Genomic DNA, 19,688 nt, shown 5'->3' on the forward strand with positions numbered 1-19,688 from the left:
ATGGCACACGCTGAAACAATCTCGTTGTTCGACGGCGCGATCATCCGCCGCGCGGCGTTGGATTCCATCGCCAAGCTCAACCCCATAACCCTGATGCGCAACCCAGTGATCTTCTTCACCGAGGTTATCTCCGCGCTCACCAGCTTCGTCGCCGCCGAGGACGCGCTGAAACACCAGCCTTACGGCTTCCCGCTGGTCATCGCCATCTGGCTGTGGCTGACGGTGCTGTTCGCCACCTTCGCCGAGGCGGTGGCGGAAGGCCGTGGCAGGGCGCGGGCCGAAAGCCTCAAGCGCGCCCGCTCCGAGACCATGGCCAAGCTTCTCATCGACCCGCGCGACCGCGTGATCTTCAAGCCCACCCCGGCCCCGGATCTGCGCCAGGGGGACATCGTGCTTGTCGAAGCTGGGGACATCATCCCCTCGGACGGTGAGGTGATCGAGGGTGTGGCCAGCGTGAACGAGAGCGCGGTGACGGGTGAATCCGCCCCCGTGGTGCGCGAGGCGGGCGGCGACCGCTCGGCCGTGACCGGCGGCACGCACCTAGTCTCCGACTGGCTGGTCGTGCGCATCACCGCCGATGCCGGGTCCACCTTCCTCGACCGCATGATCGCGCTGGTGGAAGGCGCCGAGCGGCGCAAAACGCCCAACGAGATCGCGCTCAACATCCTGCTCGCGGGGCTGACGCTGATCTTCCTCATCGCCGTGGTCACGCTGGTCGGGTTCGGGCATTACGCGGGCACCAGCTTCTCCATCCCCGTGCTGGCGGCGCTGCTGGTCTGCCTGATCCCCACCACCATCGGCGGGTTGCTCTCGGCCATTGGCATCGCGGGCATGGACCGTCTGGTGCGCTTCAACGTCGTCGCCACCTCGGGCCGCGCCGTGGAAGCCGCGGGCGACGTGGACGCCCTGCTGCTGGACAAGACCGGCACCATCACCTTCGGCAACCGCATGGCCTCGGGCTTCTACCCGGCTTCCGGCGTGGCCGAGCGCGATCTCGCCGAAGCCTGCGCCCTGGCCTCGCTGGGTGACGACACACCGGAAGGCCGCTCCATCCTGGCCTTGGCGCGTGAGCGTTACAGCATCGCGCCGCAACGGCCCGAAGGTGCTGCCATCATCCCATTCTCGGCCAATACCCGTATGTCCGGCGTGGATTTCGCGGGCCATAGCTACCGCAAGGGCGCGGTGGACTCCGTGCTGGCCTCGCTCGGCACCCAGGCCGACGCGGTGTTCTCCGAGGCTGTGGCCCGCATCGGCCGCGCCGGCTCCACGCCTCTGGCGGTCGCCGCCAATGGTAGGGTTCTGGGTCTCATCGAGCTGAAGGACATCGTCAAACCCGGCATCAAGGAGCGCTTCTCGGCCCTGCGGTCCATGGGCATCCGCACGGTGATGGTGACCGGCGATAACCGCGTCACCGCCGCCGCCATCGCCGCCGAAGCTGGGGTGGACGACTACATCGCCGAGGCCACGCCACAGAACAAACTCGACTATATCCGCAAGGTCCAGGGCGAGGGCCGTCTCGTCGCCATGTGCGGCGACGGCACCAACGACGCCCCGGCCCTGGCCCAGGCGGATGTGGGTGTGGCGATGCAGACCGGCACCCAGGCCGCGCGCGAGGCAGGCAACATGGTGGACCTCGACAGCGACCCCACGAAGCTGATCGAGATCGTGGAGATCGGCAAGCAGCTGCTCATCACGCGCGGTGCGCTCACCACCTTCTCCATCGCCAACGACATCTCGAAATACTTCGCGATCCTGCCCGCGATTTTCGTCACCACCTACCCGCAGCTCGCGGCCCTGAACGTGATGCAGCTGCGCACGCCGGAGAGCGCGATCCTCTCCGCCGTGATCTTCAACGCGCTCATCATCGTGGCCCTGGTGCCGCTGGCGCTGCGCGGGGTGAAGTTCCGGCCCATCGGAGCGGCGGCGCTGCTTAAGCGCAACCTGCTGGTCTATGGGCTGGGCGGCATCGTCGCGCCTTTCGCGGGCATCAAACTCATCGACATGGCGCTCGGCGCCTTCAACATCTTCTCGTAACGGAGCAGGACAATGCTGATCCTTCGCGAACTCCGCCCGGCGCTCTCGCTGGTCGTTCTCTTCACCCTCATCCTCGGACTAGCTCTGCCCGAGGCCTTTACCGGCGCGATGCAAGCGGCCCTGCCCTGGCAGGCCAATGGCTCGCTCATCACCAAGAACGGGCAGGTCATCGGCTCGGCCATCATCGGGCAGAACTTCACCGGGGCGAATTATTTCGCCCCGCGCCCCTCGGCGCTGGGCACAGCCTATGACGCCAGCACCTCCGGCGCTTCCAATCTCGGCCCGACCAGCGCCGCGCTGCTCGCCACCGTGCAACAGCGCGTAGCCGCCTACACCAAGGCGTTCGGCCCCGGCCCGGTGCCGGCCGACGCCGTCACCGCCTCCGGCTCGGGGCTTGACCCGGATATCTCCGTGGCCAACGCCCTGCGCCAAGCTCCGGCCGTGGCCGCCGCGCGGCATCTACCCACGCAGGCGGTGGCGGATCTGGTCAACAAGATGAGGCATCACGCCACCTTCAGGATTATCGGCACCGATCATGTCAACGTGTTGCGGCTCAACCTTGCGCTGGACGCGCTGCCCGCAACATAACGGCTCATGGAAAAGCCCCGCCCGGGCGATGCCCGCCCTGACCCCGATGCGCTACTGGCCAGCCTGCGCCAAACCGGGCGCGGTCACCTGAAGATTTTCCTTGGTGCCGCGCCTGGCGTTGGCAAAACCTGGGAGATGCTCGCCGCCGCGCATGACCAGCACCGTAAGGGCCTGGATGTGGTGGCGGGGCTGATCGAGACCCATGGCCGCTCGGGCACGGCGGAGAAACTCGGCGAGCTGGAGCTGCTGCCCCGGCTCGCCATGCCGTATCGGGGGCAGGTGCTGGAGGAATTCGACCTCGATGCCGCCCTCGCCCGCCACCCGCAATTGCTGCTGGTGGATGAACTGGCCCACACTAATGCACCGGGCCTGCGCCACGCCAAACGCTGGCAGGACGTGCAGGAGTTGCTGGAGGCGGGGATCAATGTCTGGACCACCGTCAACGTCCAGCATCTGGAGAGCCTGAACGATCAGGTAGCGCGCATCACCGGCGTGCGCGTGGCCGAGACCATCCCCGACACCGTGCTCGACCTCGCCGATGAGATCGAGCTGATCGACCTGCCCCCCGGCGAGCTGCGCACCCGCTTGCAGGAAGGGCATATCTACCGCCCCGATGTCGCCCGCCGCGCGCTGGAAGGCTTCTTCCGCGAGGGCAATCTCGGCGCGCTGCGCGAGATCGCGCTCCGCCGCGCCGCACAGCGTATCGACAAGGACGTGGCCAACTACATGCGCCTCACCGCCATCCCCGGCCCCTGGCCGGTGGCCGAGCGCGTGCTGGCGCTGGTGGGGCCAGATGACACGGCGCAGAACGTGGTGCGCCACGCCACGCGGCTGGCCGATGCCCTGCGCGCGCCGCTGGTGGCCTTCCATGTTGAGCGCGGGGACAGCACCCAGGTGCAGACGGCGCTGGATCTTGCCGTGCAGCTTGGCGGCACGGTCGTGACCGTGACCGCGCGGGACTTGGCGCAGGCGGTGCTGGATTATGCCGCGAACAACAATGTCACGCATATCGTGATGGGCCGCACCACGGCACGCTGGCGCCCCCGGCGGCGGATTACCGAGGCTCTGACACGCCAAGCCACGGCCTTTACCCTGCATCTGGTGCCTCTGCCCGCCGCCCCGCCGCCTCATCCCTCGGCTCCGGCGCGCAAGGGAACGTGGGAGCCCTATCTGCTGGCAAGTGTGCTGCTCGGGGTGGTCACGCTGATCGGTTATATCGCCAAGGACTATATCCCACAGGAGGCGATGGGGCTGGTCTTCACCGGGCTGATCGCCGCCATGGCCAGCCGCTCGGGGCGCAATGCGGGGCTATTCACCGCCGCTTTCGGCTTCCTTCTGTGGAATTTTTTCTTCCTGCCGCCGCTCTACACCTTCTCCGTATCCGACCCGCAGGACGTGGTAGCCCTGCTGGTGTTCCTGCTGATCGGGCTGCTCACCGGCCAGCTTGCCGGGCGGGTGCATCTGGAGGCTTCCGCCGCCGCCGCTCGGGTCGAGGCGCTGCGGCGCATCTCGGCGTTCAGCCAGCGCTTCTCCCGCGCCGCCACGCTGTCCGACGTTCTACGCGGCGCCGCTGAGGAGGCAGCGGCGATCACTGGCGCGGGCATCGTGCTGATGCTGGGCGCGAACGGGCTGGAACCCGAGGCCCGCATACCCGCAGAAACGGCGCTGGACGAGGCGGCTAGCGCTGCCGCCGAATGGTGCGCGAACCATGATGTGGAAACAGGCATTGGTACCTCCACCCTGCCCTCCGTGGCGTGGCGGTTTGTCCCCCTGCATGCCAACGGCAAAGTGAGCGGCGTACTGGGCGCACGGCCCCCGGCAGTGCCACCGCCGCTGGCGCAAACCCTGTCCACACTAGCGGGGCAGGCCTCCATGGCGATCGAGCGCGCTCGGATGGCCATGCAGACTGCCCGTGCCCAGGCGCATGAAGACAGCCAGAAATTGCGCACCGCCCTGCTTTCCTCACTGAGCCACGACTTGCGCACGCCGCTCACCGCCATACGCGGCGCCGCCGAGACACTGGAACAGGCCGGCGCGGCGCTGGACCCGGCCACCCGCGCCGACCTTCTCGCCAGCATCAGCCAGAACACAGCGCTGATGACGAAGTTCCTCGCCAACATCATGGACATGGCGCGGGTGGAAGCTGGAAACGTCACTGTAAAGCGCGAACGGCTGCGCCTTTCGGAACTGATCGAGGCCGCGATCTCCCGTGTGCAGGGTGCGGAGTACACTGGCGTGAACATCGCCCCCGATGCCAGCCACGCCCTGGCCGACCCGATGCTGCTGGAACAGGTGCTGGTGAACATTCTGGAAAACGCCGTGAAATACGCCCCCCCAGGCAGCCGCATCGCGGTTACGGTCACACGCCAAACGGACAAGGTGCGCATCGCCGTGGCCGATGAAGGTGTCGGCATCCCGCCCGCCGAACTGGACGCGGTGTTCGACAGTTTCTTCCGCGCGACACGGGGCGACCGCGTCGCCCCCGGCACCGGGCTTGGGCTGTCCATCGCCAAGGCCTTCACCGAGGCCATGGACGGGCGTATCTCGGCGCAAAGCCCGCGCCTCGACCTGCCAGCCGATGGTCTGCCGGGCACCATCATCACCCTGGAGTTGCCAGCCGCATGAGTATCGTCTCGGGCCGTATCCTGGTGGTGGATGACGAGCCGCAGATCCACCGCTTCCTTACCCCCGCCCTCACCGCCGCGGGCTTTGAGCCGTTGCGCGCCGAGCGCGGCGACGCGGCTTTGCGCATGGTGGCGGCGAATACACCGGACCTCGTGCTGCTGGACCTAGGCCTGCCGGACATGGACGGCCAGGACGTGCTGCGCCGCCTACGCGCATTCTCCGCCGTGCCGGTCATCATCCTCTCGGCGCGCGACCGCGAGGCCGAGAAGATCGCGGCCCTGGACGCCGGCGCCGACGACTACGTGGAAAAACCCTTTGGCCTCGGCGAGTTGCTGGCGCGCATCCGCACCGCTTTGCGCCATAAGGGGCAGCAGGAACCAGCCGGACCGGAATTGGCCCTGGACGGTCTCGTCATCACCCAGCAAGGCGCCGCCCTGAACGGCGAGAAGCTGGTGCTGACCAAGCGCGAGCACGCGCTGCTGTTGCTACTGGCGCGCAACCATGGCCGGGTGCTGACGCACCGGCAGATCCTCACCGCCATCTGGGGCCCGGCGCATGCCGAGGACCTAGCTTACCTGCGCGTTTATATTGGCCAGTTGCGCAAGAAGCTCGGCCCGGACTTCTCAGCCAAGCTGAAGACCGAACCCGGCGTGGGCTACCGGCTGGAGGAGTAAGGAATTGGCGGAAGCGGTGAGATTCGAACTCACGGTAGGCGCAAACCTACGGCGGTTTTCAAGACCGCTGCCTTAAACCACTCGGCCACGCTTCCGGCGCGGGGTGCATCCTTTCCCGCACCTGCTTCACGCGGTCAAGCGTACCCCGAGCCGTCCAGCGATATCCTGGATGAATTGCCACGCCACACGGCCCGAGCGCCCGCCGCGCGTCACCGACCATTCGACGGCGGCGGCGTGTAGCTCCTCGGTGCTGATCGGCAGCTTGTAGGCCTCGGCGTAGCCCTCGATCATGGCGAAGAACACGTCCTGCCCGCTATTGTGGAAGCCCAGCCAAAGGCCAAAGCGGTCGGAGAGGGAGACTTTTTCCTCGATCGCCTCGCCCGGATGGATGGCGGTGGAGCGCTCGTTCTCGATCATGTCGCGCGGCATCAGGTGCCGCCGATTCGAGGTGGCATAGAACAGCACGTTCTCGGGCCGGCCCTCGATGCCGCCATCCAGCACCGATTTCAGCGCCTTGTAATCGGCGTCCTCACGCTCAAAGGAAAGGTCGTCGCACAGAATGACACAGCGGCGCGGCCCGCCGCGCAGCAGGTTCAGCAGCTCCGGCAGGGTGCGGATATCCTCGCGGTGGATCTCGATCAGCGCCAGCGCGCCGGGCGATTCGCGATTCACCTCGGCATGCGCCGCCTTCACCAGTGAGGATTTGCCCATACCCCGCGCGCCCCACAACATGGCGTTGTTGGCGGGCAACCCGGCGGCGAAGCGGCGAGTATTTTCGAGCAGGATATCCTTCTGCTGATCAATGCCCTGCAACAGCCCGATGGCCACTCCCGCCACGCGCGTCACCGGGGTGAGCGCGCCGCGCTCGGGGTGCCAGACAAAGGCGTCCGCGCCGCTCAGATCCGGCATGGCGGGCGGCGGCGGGGCCAGACGCTCCAGCGCCTCGGCAATCCGGCGCAGCAAAGCATCATCCATTCGACTCACTCCCTGTTGACTGCATCGCCGCGCAACCTATGGTCCGCCGCAATCCACGGCAACCACGGAGCCATCATGTTCATTACCCCCGCTTTCGCACAAACCGCCGTTCCGGCTGGCGCGTCCTCCTTTGCCACCATCGTGCAGTGGGCGCCCATCGTCCTCATGGCGGCGGTGTTCTATTTCCTGCTCATCCTGCCGCAGCAGAAGCAGCAGAAGAAGCTGAAGGCCCAGCTCTCGGCGCTCAAGCGCGGGGACAAGGTGGTGACGGCGGGCGGGATTATCGGCACGGTGAAAAAGACCACCGACGATGCCACCGAGATCGATGTTGAAATCGCCCCGAACGTGACGGTGAGCGTGCTGCGCTCCACCATCAGCAGCGTCGTGACGGCTAAGGCCTAAACAAGGACCCGCAGCGCGCCCTTTCTTATGAAAGGGCGCGAAAGGTGCCGCTTTTTGTAAAAAAAGCGGCACCAAAAACTCTTGTAACTTTAGAAGCGGCGCGCGGTGGTGTAGCGCGCCACGTCGATCAGCGCCGTGCGCATCTCGCTCTCGGGGAAGCCCTGGAGCGCCGCGCAGGCGGAATCGATGAACTGCTCCGCCCGGGCGATGGTCCGCGCCGTGGCGTCGTGTTTCTTAATCAGCTCCAGCGCCGCCGGCAGGTCGGCCTCGGTCTGCTCGCCCTGCTCGATGGTACGGGTCCAGAATTCCTGTTCCTCGCCCTGCGCGGCGGCGATGGCCACCAGCACCGGATAGGTCAGCTTGCCCTCGCGGAAATCGTCCCCCACGGTCTTGCCCAGCTCGGCCTGCACGGCGGAGTAGTCCAGTGCGTCGTCCACCAGCTGGAAGGCCATGCCGAGATCCATGCCGAACTGGTACAAAGCCGCGCAATCCTCGGCCGAACGGCCCGCGATCACCCCGCCAACCTCGCAGGCGGCGGCGAAGAGGGCGGCGGTCTTACCGCGGATCACCTCGAAATACTTGTCCTCGGTCGTGGAGAGGTCGTTCTGCGTGGTCAGCTGCAGCACCTCGCCCTCGGCGATGGTGGCGGAAGCCGCGCAGAGAATGCGCAACACGTCCAGCGAACCATCCTCGACCATCAACTGGAAGGCGCGGGCGAACAGGAAATCGCCCACCAGCACGGAAGCCTTGTTGCCGAACACCGCATTGGCGCTGGCATAGCCCCGGCGGAGCGTGGATTCGTCCACCACGTCGTCATGCAGCAACGTGGCGGTATGGATGAACTCGACGCAGGCCGCGAGCTGGATATGGCGCTCGCCCTGGTAACCGCAGAGCTTGGCCGTGGCGAGGGTGAGCAGCGGGCGCAGGCGCTTACCGCCCGCCGCCACCAGATGCGCGGCCAGTTGCGGGATGAGCGACACCGGGCTGTCCATCCGAGCCAGGATCGCCTGGTTGGTGGCTTGCATATCTGGCGCCAGCAGCGCCGTCAGCCTTCCCAGAGCATCGTTTGTCACCGGCGTCGAACCATCCAATTTTTAGCGCCCTAACCTGTCTCGCGAATTTGCGATACCACCATATCCAGCCGGTTTTAAGGGAGGTCAAGGTTAAGGGCATGGACGAAATCAGCACGGGTGGGTTGCTTGATGGGCGCCTCGTCTATCGCCAGCTGCGTGACGGGCACCGCAGCGGCTTCGAGCCCGTGCTGCTGGCCGCCGCCGTGCCGGCGCGGGAGGGAGAGCTGGTGCTGGAGGCCGGGACCGGAGCCGGTGCAGCCCTGCTATGCCTGGGGGCGCGGGTCGCGGGCATACGGGGCGTCGGCGTGGAGCGCGAGGCCAGGATGGCTGAACTGGCCTCGGAAAATTTTTCCGCCAATCAATTGCCAGATATCTCCGCGCTCCGGGGGAATGCCACCGCCCTGCCCTTCGCGCCCGACACGTTCCATCATGTCCTGGCCAACCCCCCCTGGTTCGCGCCCCGCGGCACCCCTTCACCCGACGCTCGGCGCGACCTTGCCCACCGCGCGGCCGATGGGCTGCTATCGGGCTGGGTCAGCGAACTCACCCGGGTGCTGCGCGGGCGGGGCAGCATCAGCCTGATCCTGCCCGCCGCCAGCTTCGCCGAAGCCGCCGCCGCCCTGAAGGCGCGCCATTGCGGGGCCATCACCCTCATCCCGCTCTGGCCTCGCACCGGGCAGGCCGCCAAGATGGTCATCATCACCGCCCGCAAGCACAGCAAAAGCCCGGACGTGGTGCATCCTGGCCTGGTGCTGCACGATGAGAGCAGCATTACCCCCGAGGCCGAGGCAATCCTGCGCGGCGGCGCGGCGCTGGGTTAGCTCAGCGCCAACAGAGCCGCGACCGGGTCTTCCAGCTCGTTGATATTGACGACAAAATAATTCTCATGCCGGGGAGGCTCACCGGGGTTGCGGACACGCTCGGAATAAACATTCAGCGTCCCATCCCAGGCGACACGCAGATTAAAGGGGCGCGGCACCGGTCCTTCGGCGATCTCCCATTCCTGCTGGCTTTCACCCGCCGGCACCTCGGTCGAGGCGGGCAGCAGGTCAGCATCGTCCGGCGCCTCAGCGGCTTGCCGGGGGGCCAGTGCAAGCGCCGCCGCCCGGTCCTCGGGGTCATACCCCTTGCCGCCGGGCGGGAGCAGGAGGATCACCTCATCTGGGTGATAGCCGCGCAGGGCCTCGGCCAGTTCCGCCCATTCGGCGGAGGAAAGGAATTCCTCGTCCCGGAAGGCGGAAGCGATTTGCGGCCCGTCGAAGGTATTGCGGATCTCCACCTGCCAAGCCCGCTTCTGCTCGCGCAGAATACGGATCAGCTCCGGGATTTCCCTGAAATTGGAGCGATAGGCCATCACGTTGTAGCGGATACCCGGCGCCTGCGGCGTGGTGGAGAACACATCCAGCAATTGCGCCCAGTTCTCCATGAAGATGGGGAACCGCGCGCCCTTGCGCATCTTCTCGTAAACCGGCGGGTCCAGGCTCTCCAGCGACACGTTGATATGGCTCATACCGGATTGAGCCAGCGCCTCGAAATAAGCGCGCGGCTGGCGCTTGGCGAGATTGGTGGTGAAGAACAGCTTGTGCCGGTATTCGCGCGGCACCATGGCGATGAACTCGGTCAGGCGCGGATGCAGCGTCGCCTCATGCAGGCAGGAGAGCCAGAAATTCCCATCGGTGACGAAGGGGATCAGCCGCAAGACGGAGCGGAACGTCTCCTCGCTCATCGCATAAGTCTTCTTGGTGTCCGTGTAATCGTACACGCAGAAGGGGCAGCGCAGGTTGCAGTTGTTGACGATATCCATGGCGACATGATGGATCGGCTCGAACCGGGCGCTGAGCTGCGGGGAGAACTCCAGCACATGCGCGGCACCACGGACGCGCACGAACACCCGGTCGCGCTCGGCCTCTGAAAGTTGGGTGCCGAACAGCACGAAGAAGCCGTACTCCCCGTCGCCCACGCCGATCTGGCGGAGGACATCATTGGGCTGGTTGGCGCTCACATGCGCCAGCACGGCCTCCCCCCCGGCCTCGTCCGGCAGCACCACCTCGATGGACACACGCCGGGCGGCATCCGAAAGATCGCGGACCCAGCCGGTGACATGACGCACGCTCCGCTCATCGACATAGCCCTGAAACGGCCCGCCTACCCCGGGCGGATCGGTCCGCAGCGCCGGCGCCAGCTCCAACCGGTGTTGCGAACCAGCTGGGCGCACGAACACGCCGTCACGTTCATCCATGCTCAACGGCGCCGGGAAAAAGGCGGTGAAGGCATAGCCCCCGTCGCCCACCCCCACCTGCACCAGCACGTCGCTATAGGCGTCGGCGGTGCCGGATGCCAGCACGCGCTCACCCGCCTCGCCGGGCAAGACAACCTCATAGACGAGGCGGCTGGATGCGTCATTCAGGTCGCGCAGCCACCCCTTCACATGATGAGTGCTGCGTTCATCCAGATAGCCTTGGTAATGGGGGGCGTGGGTCGTCATCGCATCCATGACACCGACACTAAACAATGCCCCGCAGCCGTACAATCAGTCTCGCCCACACCAGCTTGACCCCACTAGGCATTAGTCTGATACCGCTGCGCAGATGCAAGCAAAGCAAGATGCTCCCCGGGTAAAGCTGGAGTCGCTGGAAGTCGGCCGGTTCCTCGCCGCCAGCGTGGTCATGTTCTCGCATCTGCCCTGGTTTGCCCATGCCTTCGCCACATCCTCGCAGAAGGCTGTATTCGGCGGCTGGGTGCCACCCGGCCCCTTCGCCGTGCAGTATTTCTTCGCGCTCAGTGGCTTCGTCATGTTCACGGCGCATCATCAGGATTTCGCCAAGCCGAAAGCTCCTCTGCGCTTCTGGTGGCGGCGGGCGTGCCGCATCTACCCCATGTACTGGCTTTCCCTGCTCGCCGCGCTGCTGTGCCTGCAAACACCGCCGGCAGCACATATGCTGGCAGAACTCGTCACCCTGGCCCCCTTACATATGGTGGACGTAGTGTCCCCGGCCTGGTCGCTGCATGTGGAAATGGCGTTCTACGCCATCTTCGGCCTCTGTCTGCTGCCCTGGGTCGGCCGGCCGCTGCTCGCGCTATGGGTCGTCACCGTGCTGGCGCTGTGCTGGTGGCCGGAGTTGCAAAACTGGTTGCATGTGCCACAGTTGCTCCAGAGCCATACGGCACTGTTCATCTTCGGCACCAACTTCACCTTCTTCCACGTGCAGTTCTTCAGCGGCCTGCTGGCTGGCTGGCTGTACAAAACCCGCCCGCCGGGACCGCGCGCCGCATGGGCATTGCTGATGGCCGGGGGGGGCCACCCTGCTAGCCTGCCTGCCCGGCCTGCATTGGGGGAATTACTATTTCACGCCCGCGCTCGCCCCGGGCCTAGCCTTCGGCTTTGGCGCCGTCATCCTGGCCCTGGCCTCGCTGGAACGGTCGGGGGCATTCCGGCTGGGCGCTGTGGCGCGGCGGCTCGGGATTGTCTCTTACCCACTATATATAGTGCACAGCACCTGCATGGCCGCGTTCCTCGCCCTGGCCGGCCCCAAGCTCGCCGCCGCCGGATTCCATGCGGACCTTACCTGGCAATACATCATCCTGTTCGGCGCCGCGCTGGCAATCTACGCCATCAGCACCGCCGCCGCGTTTCTTATCGACCACCCCCTGCAGCGCCTGCTCCACCGCCTGCCCGTCTGAGACCGATTCGCCGAGTCCAGCGGGCTTGACGCCCTGCCTTGCCCACCCCACCTACGCGAACATAAAGAGAACAGACATTTCCCCCCTGGGGATGACTCGTGGCAAGATGCGGCCTTCGGAAAAAACTTCACAAGCTTGATGTAGTAGCGATTGCACGAGCCCCTGACTATATGTTGTTATACGCCCCGATTTGGTAACTGGGAGCCCGCAGATGAACATGATGACGAAACCCGAGGCTGCGCTGCTCAACGAGGACGTCGTGCAGATGCCCAAGCGCTACCCGGTGCTGGTCGACCGCTCCCGCGATGCGCTGCTGACCGATTTCGGCCGCGCGACTCTCGACGATCGTTACCTCCTGCCCGGCGAGGGCTACCAGGACCTGTTCGCCCGCGTCGCCTCCTACTATGGCGACGACGCCGCCCACGCCCAGCGCCTGTACGACTACATCTCCAAGATGTGGTTCATGCCCGCCACCCCGGTGCTCTCCAATGGCGGCACGGATCGCGGCCTGCCCATCTCCTGCTTCCTGAATGAGGCCACCGACAGCCTGGACGGCATTGTCGGCCTCTGGAATGAGAATGTCTGGCTCGCCTCCAAGGGCGGTGGCATCGGCTCCTATTGGGGCAATCTGCGCTCCATCGGCGAGAAGGTCGGCCAGAACGGCAAAACCTCCGGCATCATCCCCTTCATCCGCGTGATGGACAGCCTCACCCTCGCCATCTCCCAGGGCTCCCTGCGCCGTGGCTCGGCGGCGGTGTACCTGCCGGTCTGGCACCCCGAGATCGAGGAATTCGTGGACATGCGCCGCCCCACCGGCGGCGACCCGAACCGCAAGGCGCTCAACCTGCACCATGGCGTGCTGCTCTCCGACGAGTTCATGCGCGCGGTGGAGGCCGACGAGATGTGGGCGCTGAAATCGCCCAAGGACGGCAGCCATGTGCGCTCCGTTTCCGCCCGCGCGCTGTGGATCCGCATCCTCACCACGCGCATCGAGCAGGGCGAGCCGTACCTCATCTTCTCCGACCACGTGAACAACGCCCGCCCCGAGCAGCACAAGCTGGCCGGGCTGGAGGTGAAGACCTCGAACCTGTGCGCCGAGATCACCCTGCCCACCGGCATCGACCAGTACGGCAAGCAGCGCACCGCCGTGTGCTGCCTCTCCTCGCTGAACCTCGAGACCTGGTTCGAGTGGCACAAGGATGGGCAGTTCATCGAGGACGTGATGCGCTTCCTCGACAACGTGCTGCAGGACTTCATCAACAAGGCCCCGGACTCCATGGAGCGCGCCAAATACGCCGCCTATCGCGAGCGTTCGGTCGGGCTGGGCGTGATGGGCTTCCACTCCTTTCTGCAAGAGCAGAACGTGCCGTTCGAGAGCGTGATGGCCAAGGTGTGGAACACCAAGATGTTCAAGCACATCCGCGCCGGGGCGGATGCCGCCTCCAAGAAGCTGGCCGCCGAGCGCGGCGCCTGTCCGGACGCGGCGGATTACGGCATCGAGGAGCGCTTCAGCCACAAGATCGCCATCGCTCCCACCGCCTCCATCTCCATCATCGCCGGCAACACCTCACCGGGCATCGAGCCGATCGCGGCCAATGTGTTCCTGCAGAAGACGCTCTCCGGCAGCTTCTCGGTGCGCAACCGCCCACTCCAGGCCGTGCTGGCCAAGTACGGCAAGGATGACGAGGAGACGTGGTCCTCCATCACCACCACCAAGGGCTCGGTGCAGCATCTGGACTTCCTGACCCAGCATGAGAAGGACGTTTACAAGACCGCCTTCGAGCTGGATCAGCGCTGGGTAATCGAGCACGCGGCTGACCGCGCGCCCTATATCTGCCAGAGCCAGTCGATCAACCTCTTCCTCCCGGCGAACATCCACAAGCGCGACCTGCACCAGATCCACTATCAGGCCTGGAAGAAGGGCGTGAAGTCGCTGTATTATTGCCGCTCTCTCTCCATCCAGCGCGCGGACAACGTCTCCGAGAAGCGGGAGAAGGACGCCATGCTCGCCCCCGCGGTGGCGAACGATGCGGACAAACCCCTGCCAATGGCAGCCAGCTCCGGCAATTACGAAGAGTGCCTGGCCTGCCAGTAAGCCAAGGCTTCACCTCCCGAACATCTCAGCCCGGGGCCGCAAGGCCCCGGCTCACGTAAAATCCAGGAACGGGGCACTATAATGGCCCAGTCTTTGAAGGCGTTTCTCATGAGCGGACAAATCATCACCCCCGGCAGCACCGAAGGGGAGCAAAAGTTCGACCTGCTGACCGAGAACCCGGTCTACAAGCCATTCCGTTATCCCTGGGCCTACGATGCGTGGCTGATCCAGCAGCGCGTGCACTGGCTGCCTGAGGAAGTGCCGCTGGCCGATGACGTGAAGGATTGGCACAAAAACCTCACCGAGGCCGAGCGCAACCTGCTCACCCAGATTTTCCGCTTCTTCACACAGGCAGATATCGAGGTGAACAATTGCTACAACCGGAAATACAGCCAGGTCTTCAAGCCGACCGAGGTTGTGATGATGCTATCGGCCTTCTCGAATATCGAGACCGTGCATATCGCCGCCTACTCGCACCTGCTGGACACGGTGGGCATGCCCGAGACCGAATACGAAGCCTTCCTCAAATACAAGGAGATGAAGGACAAGTACGACTACATGCACGGCTTCACGGTCGAGAATAAGCATGAAATCGCCAAGACCTTGGCCGCTTTCGGCGCCTTCACCGAGGGGCTGCAGCTCTTCGCCACCTTCGCGATTCTGCTGAACTTCCCGCGCTTCAACAAAATGAAGGGCATGGGCCAGATCATCACTTGGTCGGTACGCGATGAGTCCTTGCATTGCGAGAGCATCATCAAGCTGTTCCGCACCTTCGTGGGTGAGAACCCGGAAGTCTGGACCGAGGATCTGCGCCGCGAGATCTACCTGACCTGCGCCACCATCGTCGATCATGAAGACGCGTTCATCGAACTCGCCTTCGAGCTGGGAGCGATCGAAGGTCTCACAGCCGAGGAGGTCAAGCGGTATATCCGCTACATCGCCGACCGGCGTCTGGCCCAACTCGGGTTGAACCCGCTCTTCCATGTCGAGAAGAATCCGCTCCCCTGGCTGGATGAGATGCTGAACGCGGTCGAGCACGCGAATTTCTTTGAGAACCGCTCTACAGAATACAGCAAGGCATCCACAACCGGAAGTTGGGAGGATGCCTTCGCCGACTTCGACAGCGCTGAACCCATCTCCTCCGTTTCCGCCTGATGAATGCCGCCGAAACTTCACGAATTCGTGAATTTTCGGCGGTCCAGCGTCTGGCGCATAACATTGAAGCGAGCTGCGAAAATTTTGCATTAATTGTTGACAACCGGCCTGTTCAGCATCTTCAAATACATGCAATACAACCGGGAAGCGATTACCGCCTCTCGGGATTTAGACTAGACTGAATGATGACATGGCAGGCGTGACAGACTCAGACGACGATACCGACCTCTCGGGCCGGGGCCAAAGCCCGGCGCCGCGTTATAGCCGCCGCCTGTCGGACAAGATCCTGATTGCCTTCCACCACGCCTGCGACCAGGGTGACTACGAGATTGCCGAGCAATTGCTGCGCATCCTGGAGACCATGCTGACCCGCCGGACCGTCCCGCCGGATGCCAACCGCCGCAAGAGCATCGAAAGTCTGGTTGCGGCGCACGAGCGCCTATGACATCTGCGCCACCCCGAAAAGCAGTACGGCTGAACGTCTCAGCCAGCCACATATTTCTGGTAAACCTCATCGCCACTGACATGGAACTCCATGCCGGCCCATTGGTTATACTGGTCGTACCACAGGCTTAGGTGCAGCTTGCCGGTAATATCAAAACGCTGCGCAAGAAGCGTGCCGCCCTCGGCTGTCGGCAGGTAATTCCACCCTGGCGAATTCACGATGGCCGGGTAGTGCCGTCCCGTCTCCACGTTCAGGATCATCGCGTTCAACATCGCCTTGTTCCAATAGGTCATCGGCATCATTGGCAGCTCGCCAGTATATTCATAGTTGCCGGCTTTGGTGCTCTGGATGGCGTATCCTCCATGAATGGGCCGCGCATGCACCTCAAGCGGGGTGCCGTTATGGTTCACGTAGGAGTCCAGCGTCTGGAACATGCCTCCCGACCAACACTCCACCGCCTTGCCCGTGTAACGAAAAATGGTGATCCCCGCCAAAGTGACGGCCAGCGCCACGTTGATCTCCACGCGCAAATCATCGCCATTGCGGGTAAAGGTGAGATGATGCTCGCCAATGGGCGAGCCGTTGCGCAAAACCTTGAAAGCCATTTTGCCGCCCGGCGGCACGGGCAAATCGTCAGCACGGGCCGGGTCGGCCAGCGTCAAAGCCCCGGCTCCGGCCAGAAAGCGCCGTCTGTCCATCCCTAAAGCTCTCCCTCCGCCGGTTCCCTTGCGTCGAATTCCTGGCCGAAGACAGGGGCGACACGCGCCGCGCGCCATGGCACTATACTGCCATGCACCAGCTGATTTACTCCGCCACGCCAAAGCTGAACCACAAGGCAGCACACCCGACCATGAACGCACGCTCACCGATGCCGGCCGCGCCGCCGCGGGCAAAATTGGCCGGGCCATGCGCAAGGCAGGGCTGGCGCCGGACGTAGTGCTGGTCTCCACCGCCACCCGCACGCAGCAGACGCTGGAGGCGCTGGAGCAGGAGAATGTATGGGACGAGTGGCCGAACATCGATTCTCTTCCCCAGCTCTACATGGCCACGCCCGGCCAGCTGCGGGACGTGCTGCACGACCTGCCGGAAAGCGTGCGCAGCGCGCTTGTCATCGGCCACAACCCAGGTCTGCATGAGCTAGCCCTCAGCCTGGCGGGCCCGGAACAGACGCGCCCGGAGCTCAAGCGCATAGAAAACAGCTTCCCGACTGCCGCAATGGCGGAATTTCTTGTTGCAACGCCCTGGCGGCGGCTCTCCCCCAGCGGCACGTCGCTGCAGCGCCTGATTGTGCCCAAGGATCTGGCCTAGTTCCCTCGCGCATGGCTGCGCCGCCCTGTGCGCCTCTTCCGCCGCTTTACAGGGGGCAATGGATTTAATAACCGTGTCAGCGTCCCCGGATCCAGGAACTCGATCTTCCTGGCTTATGAATATCCAAACAGAAGGTGAATCCGTATGGCTCAAACCGCATCCAGCAAGCAGGTCGGCACAGCAACGCTGACCCTTGGCGACAAGACAGCCTCCCTGCCGGTTCTTGGTGGCACCCTCGGCACCGATTGCGTCGACGTTCGCAAGCTCCAGAACGAGCTCGGCGTTTTCACTTTCGACCCCAGCTACGGCGCCACGGCGTCCTGCGAAAGCTCCATCACCTATATCGACGGCGATGAAGGCGTGCTGCTCCACCGCGGCTACCCGATCGACCAGCTGGCCGAGAATTCGACCTTCCTGGAAGTCGCCTATCTGCTGCTGAACGGCGAGCTGCCGAACAAGGCCGAGCTCGAGAAGTTCAACAGTGGCGTCATGCGCCACACCATGCTGCACGAGCAGATCCGCAGCTTCTGGTCCGGTTTCCGCCGCGATGCCCACCCGATGGCCATGCTCTGCTCCGTCGTCGGCGCCATGTCCGCCTTCTACCCGGACAGCATCAACGTGCATGACGAGCGTCAGCGCGAAATCTCCGCCTTCCGCATGATCGCCAAGATCCCGACGATCACCGCCTGGGCGCACAAGTACAATGTCGGCCAGCCCTTCGTGTACCCGAAGAACGAGTACTCCTACGCTGAGAACTTCCTGTACATGTTCCACGCGGTTCCGGCTGAGGATTACAAGCCGAACCCGATCCTGACCGCCGCCATGGACCGCATCCTGATCCTGCATGCGGACCACGAGCAGAACGCCTCCACCTCCACGGTGCGTCTGGCCGGCTCCACCGGCGCCAACCCGTTCGCCTGTATCGCCGCCGGCATCGCCTCCCTGTGGGGTCCCGCCCATGGCGGTGCCAACGAGGCCGTGCTGAAGATGCTGGCCGAAATCGGCCACAAGGATAACATCCCTGAGTTCATCAAGCAGGTGAAGGACAAGAACAGCGGCGTGAAGCTGATGGGCTTTGGTCACCGCGTGTACAAGAACTTCGACCCCCGCGCGAAGATCATGCAGAAGACCTGCCATGAAGTGCTGGGCGAGCTGGGCATCAAGGACGAGCCGATGCTCGACCTCGCCATCGAGCTCGAGAAGATCGCGCTGGAGGACGATTACTTCGTCTCCCGCAAGCTGTACCCGAACGTGGACTTCTACTCGGGCATCATCCTCAAGGCGATGGGCTTCCCGACCCAGATGTTCACGCCGATCTTCGCGCTGGCCCGCACCGTTGGCTGGATCAGCCAGTGGAAGGAAATGATGGAAGATCCCTCCAACCGCATCAGCCGTCCGCGCCAGATTTATACCGGCGCGCCGACCCGCGACTACGTGCCGCTCGAGAAGCGCGGCTAATTCGCAGGATTGTGACCACAATGGCCAGGGAGACACTCTCCCTGGCCTTTTTTGTTTGAGCCTCAAGGCATGTTCTCAAGCCTCCCGACCGGCCCCTGGCGCAACCTCATCGCCGGCCTCATCTACATGGTCGCCATCACGGCGCTGGCCACGTCAGCCTATATGCTGGCCGGCTGGAGCCTGAGCGACGCGTTCTACTTCGTCGTCATCACCATTTTCACCGTCGGCTACCAGGAGCTGCACCCCATCGTCTCGCCCGAAATGCGGGCGCTGACCATGGCGACCATCGTGCTCGGCTGCACCGGCGTCATCTTCCTCACCGGTGCGCTGGTGCAGGCCTTCACCTATACGCAAATTCAGCAACTGCTCGGAAACAAGCGTATGAAAACCCAAATCGAGAAGATGACCGGCCATGTGATCATCTGCGGCTTCGGCCGGATCGGCCACGCCCTGGCCGAGGAACTGCGCGCCGGGGGCATCGAGTTCGTTATCGTGGACCTCGACGAAGCCCGGCTAGCCCGCGCCTCGGCGGAAGGGTTTCACACCTGGGCGGGCGATGCCACCACCGAGACCACGCTCAACGAGGTCGGCGTCAATCGGGCGCGCGCCTTGGCAACCGTGGTGCCCAACGACGCGGTGAACGTGTTCATCACCCTCACCGCCCGCAGTCTGAACAAAGACATCGAGATCATTGCCCGCGGCGTCTCGCCCAGCACCAAGGGCAAGCTGCTGCATGCCGGGGCCAGTTCGGTGGTCGAGCCCACGCATATCGGCGCCGAGCGGATCGCTCAGCTTATCCTGTATCCCCGCACATCGCGCATCACCGAGGGCACGCAGCGCATCCGCGCCATGGCCGCCGGGCTGCACGGGCTGGGGCTGGACCTTGAAGTGGCAGCGGTGCCACCAGATAGCCCAATGGCGGGGCTAACAATCGAGCAGGCGGAACGCGATGCCAGCGGCACCATGTTCATCATCGCCATCAACCGCAAGGAGGGCGAAACCCTGACCCGGCCGGAGCCCTCCACCATAATCGAACCCGGCGACGGCGTGGTGATGATCACCCGTTCCGGCCGCACCACCATGAAGGCCAGCTAGCAACGTTCCCACCGCCGAAAAAATATGCTTGCATAATGTACACTTAGGTGACGCCGCATTAGAAAACGTGGCCAAGGCTG

17 protein-coding genes, 1 tRNA gene and 1 pseudogene are annotated in these 19,688 nt (G+C 64.4%); 14 read left to right on the forward strand and 5 right to left on the reverse strand.

The genetic code is table 11. The features are described from left to right. The 4 genes from kdpB to HNP71_RS00305 are packed head-to-tail and all read left to right on the forward strand — an operon-like array spanning nucleotide 1 to nucleotide 5,921. The gene (kdpB, locus tag HNP71_RS00290; RefSeq protein ID WP_183264859.1) at nucleotides 1-2,034 is read left to right on the forward strand and encodes a potassium-transporting ATPase subunit KdpB; all 2,034 of its coding nucleotides are present in this window, start codon (nucleotides 1-3) and stop codon (nucleotides 2,032-2,034) included. Nucleotides 2,035-2,046: 12 nt separating this feature from the next. Continuing rightward, complete coding sequence (gene kdpC, locus HNP71_RS00295) at nucleotides 2,047-2,622, forward strand: potassium-transporting ATPase subunit KdpC (RefSeq protein WP_221246552.1); 576 nt, start codon at nucleotides 2,047-2,049, stop codon at nucleotides 2,620-2,622. A 6-nt stretch (nucleotides 2,623-2,628) separates the two neighbouring features. Beyond that, nucleotides 2,629-5,247 (forward strand): sensor histidine kinase, encoded by a 2,619-nt coding sequence (locus tag HNP71_RS00300; protein WP_183264860.1) that lies wholly within the window; start codon nucleotides 2,629-2,631, stop codon nucleotides 5,245-5,247. Then, nucleotides 5,244-5,921, forward strand: a complete 678-nt coding sequence (locus tag HNP71_RS00305; RefSeq protein WP_221246553.1) for a response regulator transcription factor — start codon at nucleotides 5,244-5,246, stop codon at nucleotides 5,919-5,921. Before HNP71_RS00300 ends, HNP71_RS00305 begins: the two co-directional genes overlap by 4 nt. 5 nt (nucleotides 5,922-5,926) lie before the next feature. Here HNP71_RS00305 and HNP71_RS00310 read toward each other — a convergent pair. Then, nucleotides 5,927-6,016 (reverse strand) — tRNA-Ser (locus tag HNP71_RS00310). 31 nt (nucleotides 6,017-6,047) lie between these two features. Continuing rightward, nucleotides 6,048-6,896, reverse strand: coding sequence for an ATP-binding protein (locus tag HNP71_RS00315; RefSeq protein WP_183264861.1), 849 nt, complete (start codon nucleotides 6,894-6,896; stop codon nucleotides 6,048-6,050). Between the two features lie 75 nt (nucleotides 6,897-6,971). On the opposite strand from HNP71_RS00315, the gene yajC reads away from it, so the two are divergent. Next, nucleotides 6,972-7,298 (forward strand): preprotein translocase subunit YajC, encoded by a 327-nt coding sequence (gene yajC, locus HNP71_RS00320; RefSeq protein ID WP_183264862.1) that lies wholly within the window; start codon nucleotides 6,972-6,974, stop codon nucleotides 7,296-7,298. An 89-nt stretch (nucleotides 7,299-7,387) separates the two neighbouring features. On the opposite strand, the gene HNP71_RS00325 is transcribed toward yajC, so the two are convergent. Further along, nucleotides 7,388-8,323, reverse strand: coding sequence for a polyprenyl synthetase family protein (locus tag HNP71_RS00325; RefSeq protein WP_183265254.1), 936 nt, complete (start codon nucleotides 8,321-8,323; stop codon nucleotides 7,388-7,390). Nucleotides 8,324-8,469: 146 nt separating this feature from the next. Between HNP71_RS00325 and HNP71_RS00330 the strand changes: the two genes are divergently transcribed. Next, complete coding sequence (locus HNP71_RS00330; protein WP_183264863.1) at nucleotides 8,470-9,192, forward strand: tRNA1(Val) (adenine(37)-N6)-methyltransferase; 723 nt, start codon at nucleotides 8,470-8,472, stop codon at nucleotides 9,190-9,192. Here the strand turns inward: HNP71_RS00330 and HNP71_RS00335 are convergent. Beyond that, nucleotides 9,189-10,865, reverse strand: a complete 1,677-nt coding sequence (locus tag HNP71_RS00335; RefSeq protein WP_221246554.1) for a radical SAM protein — start codon at nucleotides 10,863-10,865, stop codon at nucleotides 9,189-9,191. The two genes, HNP71_RS00330 and HNP71_RS00335, sit on opposite strands and share 4 nt — an antisense overlap. A gap of 94 nt (nucleotides 10,866-10,959) precedes the next feature. Here HNP71_RS00335 and HNP71_RS14395 point away from each other — a divergent pair. From HNP71_RS14395 to HNP71_RS00355, 5 genes and pseudogenes are all read left to right on the forward strand, one after another. After that, a pseudogene (locus HNP71_RS14395) lies at nucleotides 10,960-11,649 on the forward strand (acyltransferase family protein); the annotation flags it as partial. 223 nt (nucleotides 11,650-11,872) lie between these two features. Next, nucleotides 11,873-12,052 carry a hypothetical protein gene (locus HNP71_RS14035; RefSeq protein ID WP_221246555.1) on the forward strand — a complete coding sequence of 60 codons (180 nt, stop codon included), beginning with the start codon at nucleotides 11,873-11,875 and terminating at the stop codon, nucleotides 12,050-12,052. Between the two features lie 211 nt (nucleotides 12,053-12,263). Further along, on the forward strand, nucleotides 12,264-14,147 hold the full coding sequence (locus tag HNP71_RS00345) for a ribonucleoside-diphosphate reductase subunit alpha (RefSeq protein ID WP_183264866.1): 1,884 nt from the start codon (nucleotides 12,264-12,266) through the stop codon (nucleotides 14,145-14,147). Nucleotides 14,148-14,255: 108 nt separating this feature from the next. Beyond that, nucleotides 14,256-15,302, forward strand: a complete 1,047-nt coding sequence (locus HNP71_RS00350; RefSeq protein WP_183264867.1) for a ribonucleotide-diphosphate reductase subunit beta — start codon at nucleotides 14,256-14,258, stop codon at nucleotides 15,300-15,302. Nucleotides 15,303-15,492: 190 nt separating this feature from the next. Next, entirely contained in the window at nucleotides 15,493-15,747 is a 255-nt protein-coding gene (locus HNP71_RS00355; RefSeq protein ID WP_183264868.1) for a hypothetical protein, read from the forward strand. 38 nt (nucleotides 15,748-15,785) lie between these two features. Here HNP71_RS00355 and HNP71_RS00360 read toward each other — a convergent pair whose 3' ends face one another. Next, complete coding sequence (locus HNP71_RS00360; protein WP_183264869.1) at nucleotides 15,786-16,445, reverse strand: DUF6134 family protein; 660 nt, start codon at nucleotides 16,443-16,445, stop codon at nucleotides 15,786-15,788. A 76-nt stretch (nucleotides 16,446-16,521) separates the two neighbouring features. Between HNP71_RS00360 and HNP71_RS00365 the strand changes: the two genes are divergently transcribed. From HNP71_RS00365 to HNP71_RS00375, 3 genes are all read left to right on the forward strand, one after another. Then, entirely contained in the window at nucleotides 16,522-17,055 is a 534-nt protein-coding gene (locus tag HNP71_RS00365; protein ID WP_246344003.1) for a SixA phosphatase family protein, read from the forward strand. Between the two features lie 144 nt (nucleotides 17,056-17,199). Further along, the gene (gene gltA / locus HNP71_RS00370; RefSeq protein ID WP_183264870.1) at nucleotides 17,200-18,513 is read left to right on the forward strand and encodes a citrate synthase; all 1,314 of its coding nucleotides are present in this window, start codon (nucleotides 17,200-17,202) and stop codon (nucleotides 18,511-18,513) included. A 69-nt stretch (nucleotides 18,514-18,582) separates the two neighbouring features. Further along, on the forward strand, nucleotides 18,583-19,608 hold the full coding sequence (locus HNP71_RS00375; protein ID WP_183264871.1) for a potassium channel family protein: 1,026 nt from the start codon (nucleotides 18,583-18,585) through the stop codon (nucleotides 19,606-19,608). Nucleotides 19,609-19,688: the final 80 nt, after the last annotated feature.

Origin of the sequence: Acidocella aromatica, assembly GCF_014201825.1 — a bacterium.
Lineage (GTDB): Bacteria > Pseudomonadota > Alphaproteobacteria > Acetobacterales > Acetobacteraceae > Acidocella > Acidocella aromatica.

Coding starts and splice junctions, on each gene's coding strand:
- kdpB (WP_183264859.1), top strand. CDS start 1: ATGGCACACGCTGAAACAATCTCGTTGTTCGACGGCGCGATCATCCGC.
- kdpC (WP_221246552.1), top strand. CDS start 2,047: ATGCTGATCCTTCGCGAACTCCGCCCGGCGCTCTCGCTGGTCGTTCTC.
- HNP71_RS00300 (WP_183264860.1), top strand. CDS start 2,629: ATGGAAAAGCCCCGCCCGGGCGATGCCCGCCCTGACCCCGATGCGCTA.
- HNP71_RS00305 (WP_221246553.1), top strand. CDS start 5,244: ATGAGTATCGTCTCGGGCCGTATCCTGGTGGTGGATGACGAGCCGCAG.
- HNP71_RS00315 (WP_183264861.1), bottom strand. CDS start 6,896: ATGGATGATGCTTTGCTGCGCCGGATTGCCGAGGCGCTGGAGCGTCTG.
- yajC (WP_183264862.1), top strand. CDS start 6,972: ATGTTCATTACCCCCGCTTTCGCACAAACCGCCGTTCCGGCTGGCGCG.
- HNP71_RS00325 (WP_183265254.1), bottom strand. CDS start 8,323: ATGCAAGCCACCAACCAGGCGATCCTGGCTCGGATGGACAGCCCGGTG.
- HNP71_RS00330 (WP_183264863.1), top strand. CDS start 8,470: ATGGACGAAATCAGCACGGGTGGGTTGCTTGATGGGCGCCTCGTCTAT.
- HNP71_RS00335 (WP_221246554.1), bottom strand. CDS start 10,865: ATGGATGCGATGACGACCCACGCCCCCCATTACCAAGGCTATCTGGAT.
- HNP71_RS14035 (WP_221246555.1), top strand. CDS start 11,873: ATGGCCGCGTTCCTCGCCCTGGCCGGCCCCAAGCTCGCCGCCGCCGGA.
- HNP71_RS00345 (WP_183264866.1), top strand. CDS start 12,264: ATGAACATGATGACGAAACCCGAGGCTGCGCTGCTCAACGAGGACGTC.
- HNP71_RS00350 (WP_183264867.1), top strand. CDS start 14,256: ATGAGCGGACAAATCATCACCCCCGGCAGCACCGAAGGGGAGCAAAAG.
- HNP71_RS00355 (WP_183264868.1), top strand. CDS start 15,493: ATGGCAGGCGTGACAGACTCAGACGACGATACCGACCTCTCGGGCCGG.
- HNP71_RS00360 (WP_183264869.1), bottom strand. CDS start 16,445: ATGGACAGACGGCGCTTTCTGGCCGGAGCCGGGGCTTTGACGCTGGCC.
- HNP71_RS00365 (WP_246344003.1), top strand. CDS start 16,522: ATGGCACTATACTGCCATGCACCAGCTGATTTACTCCGCCACGCCAAA.
- gltA (WP_183264870.1), top strand. CDS start 17,200: ATGGCTCAAACCGCATCCAGCAAGCAGGTCGGCACAGCAACGCTGACC.
- HNP71_RS00375 (WP_183264871.1), top strand. CDS start 18,583: ATGTTCTCAAGCCTCCCGACCGGCCCCTGGCGCAACCTCATCGCCGGC.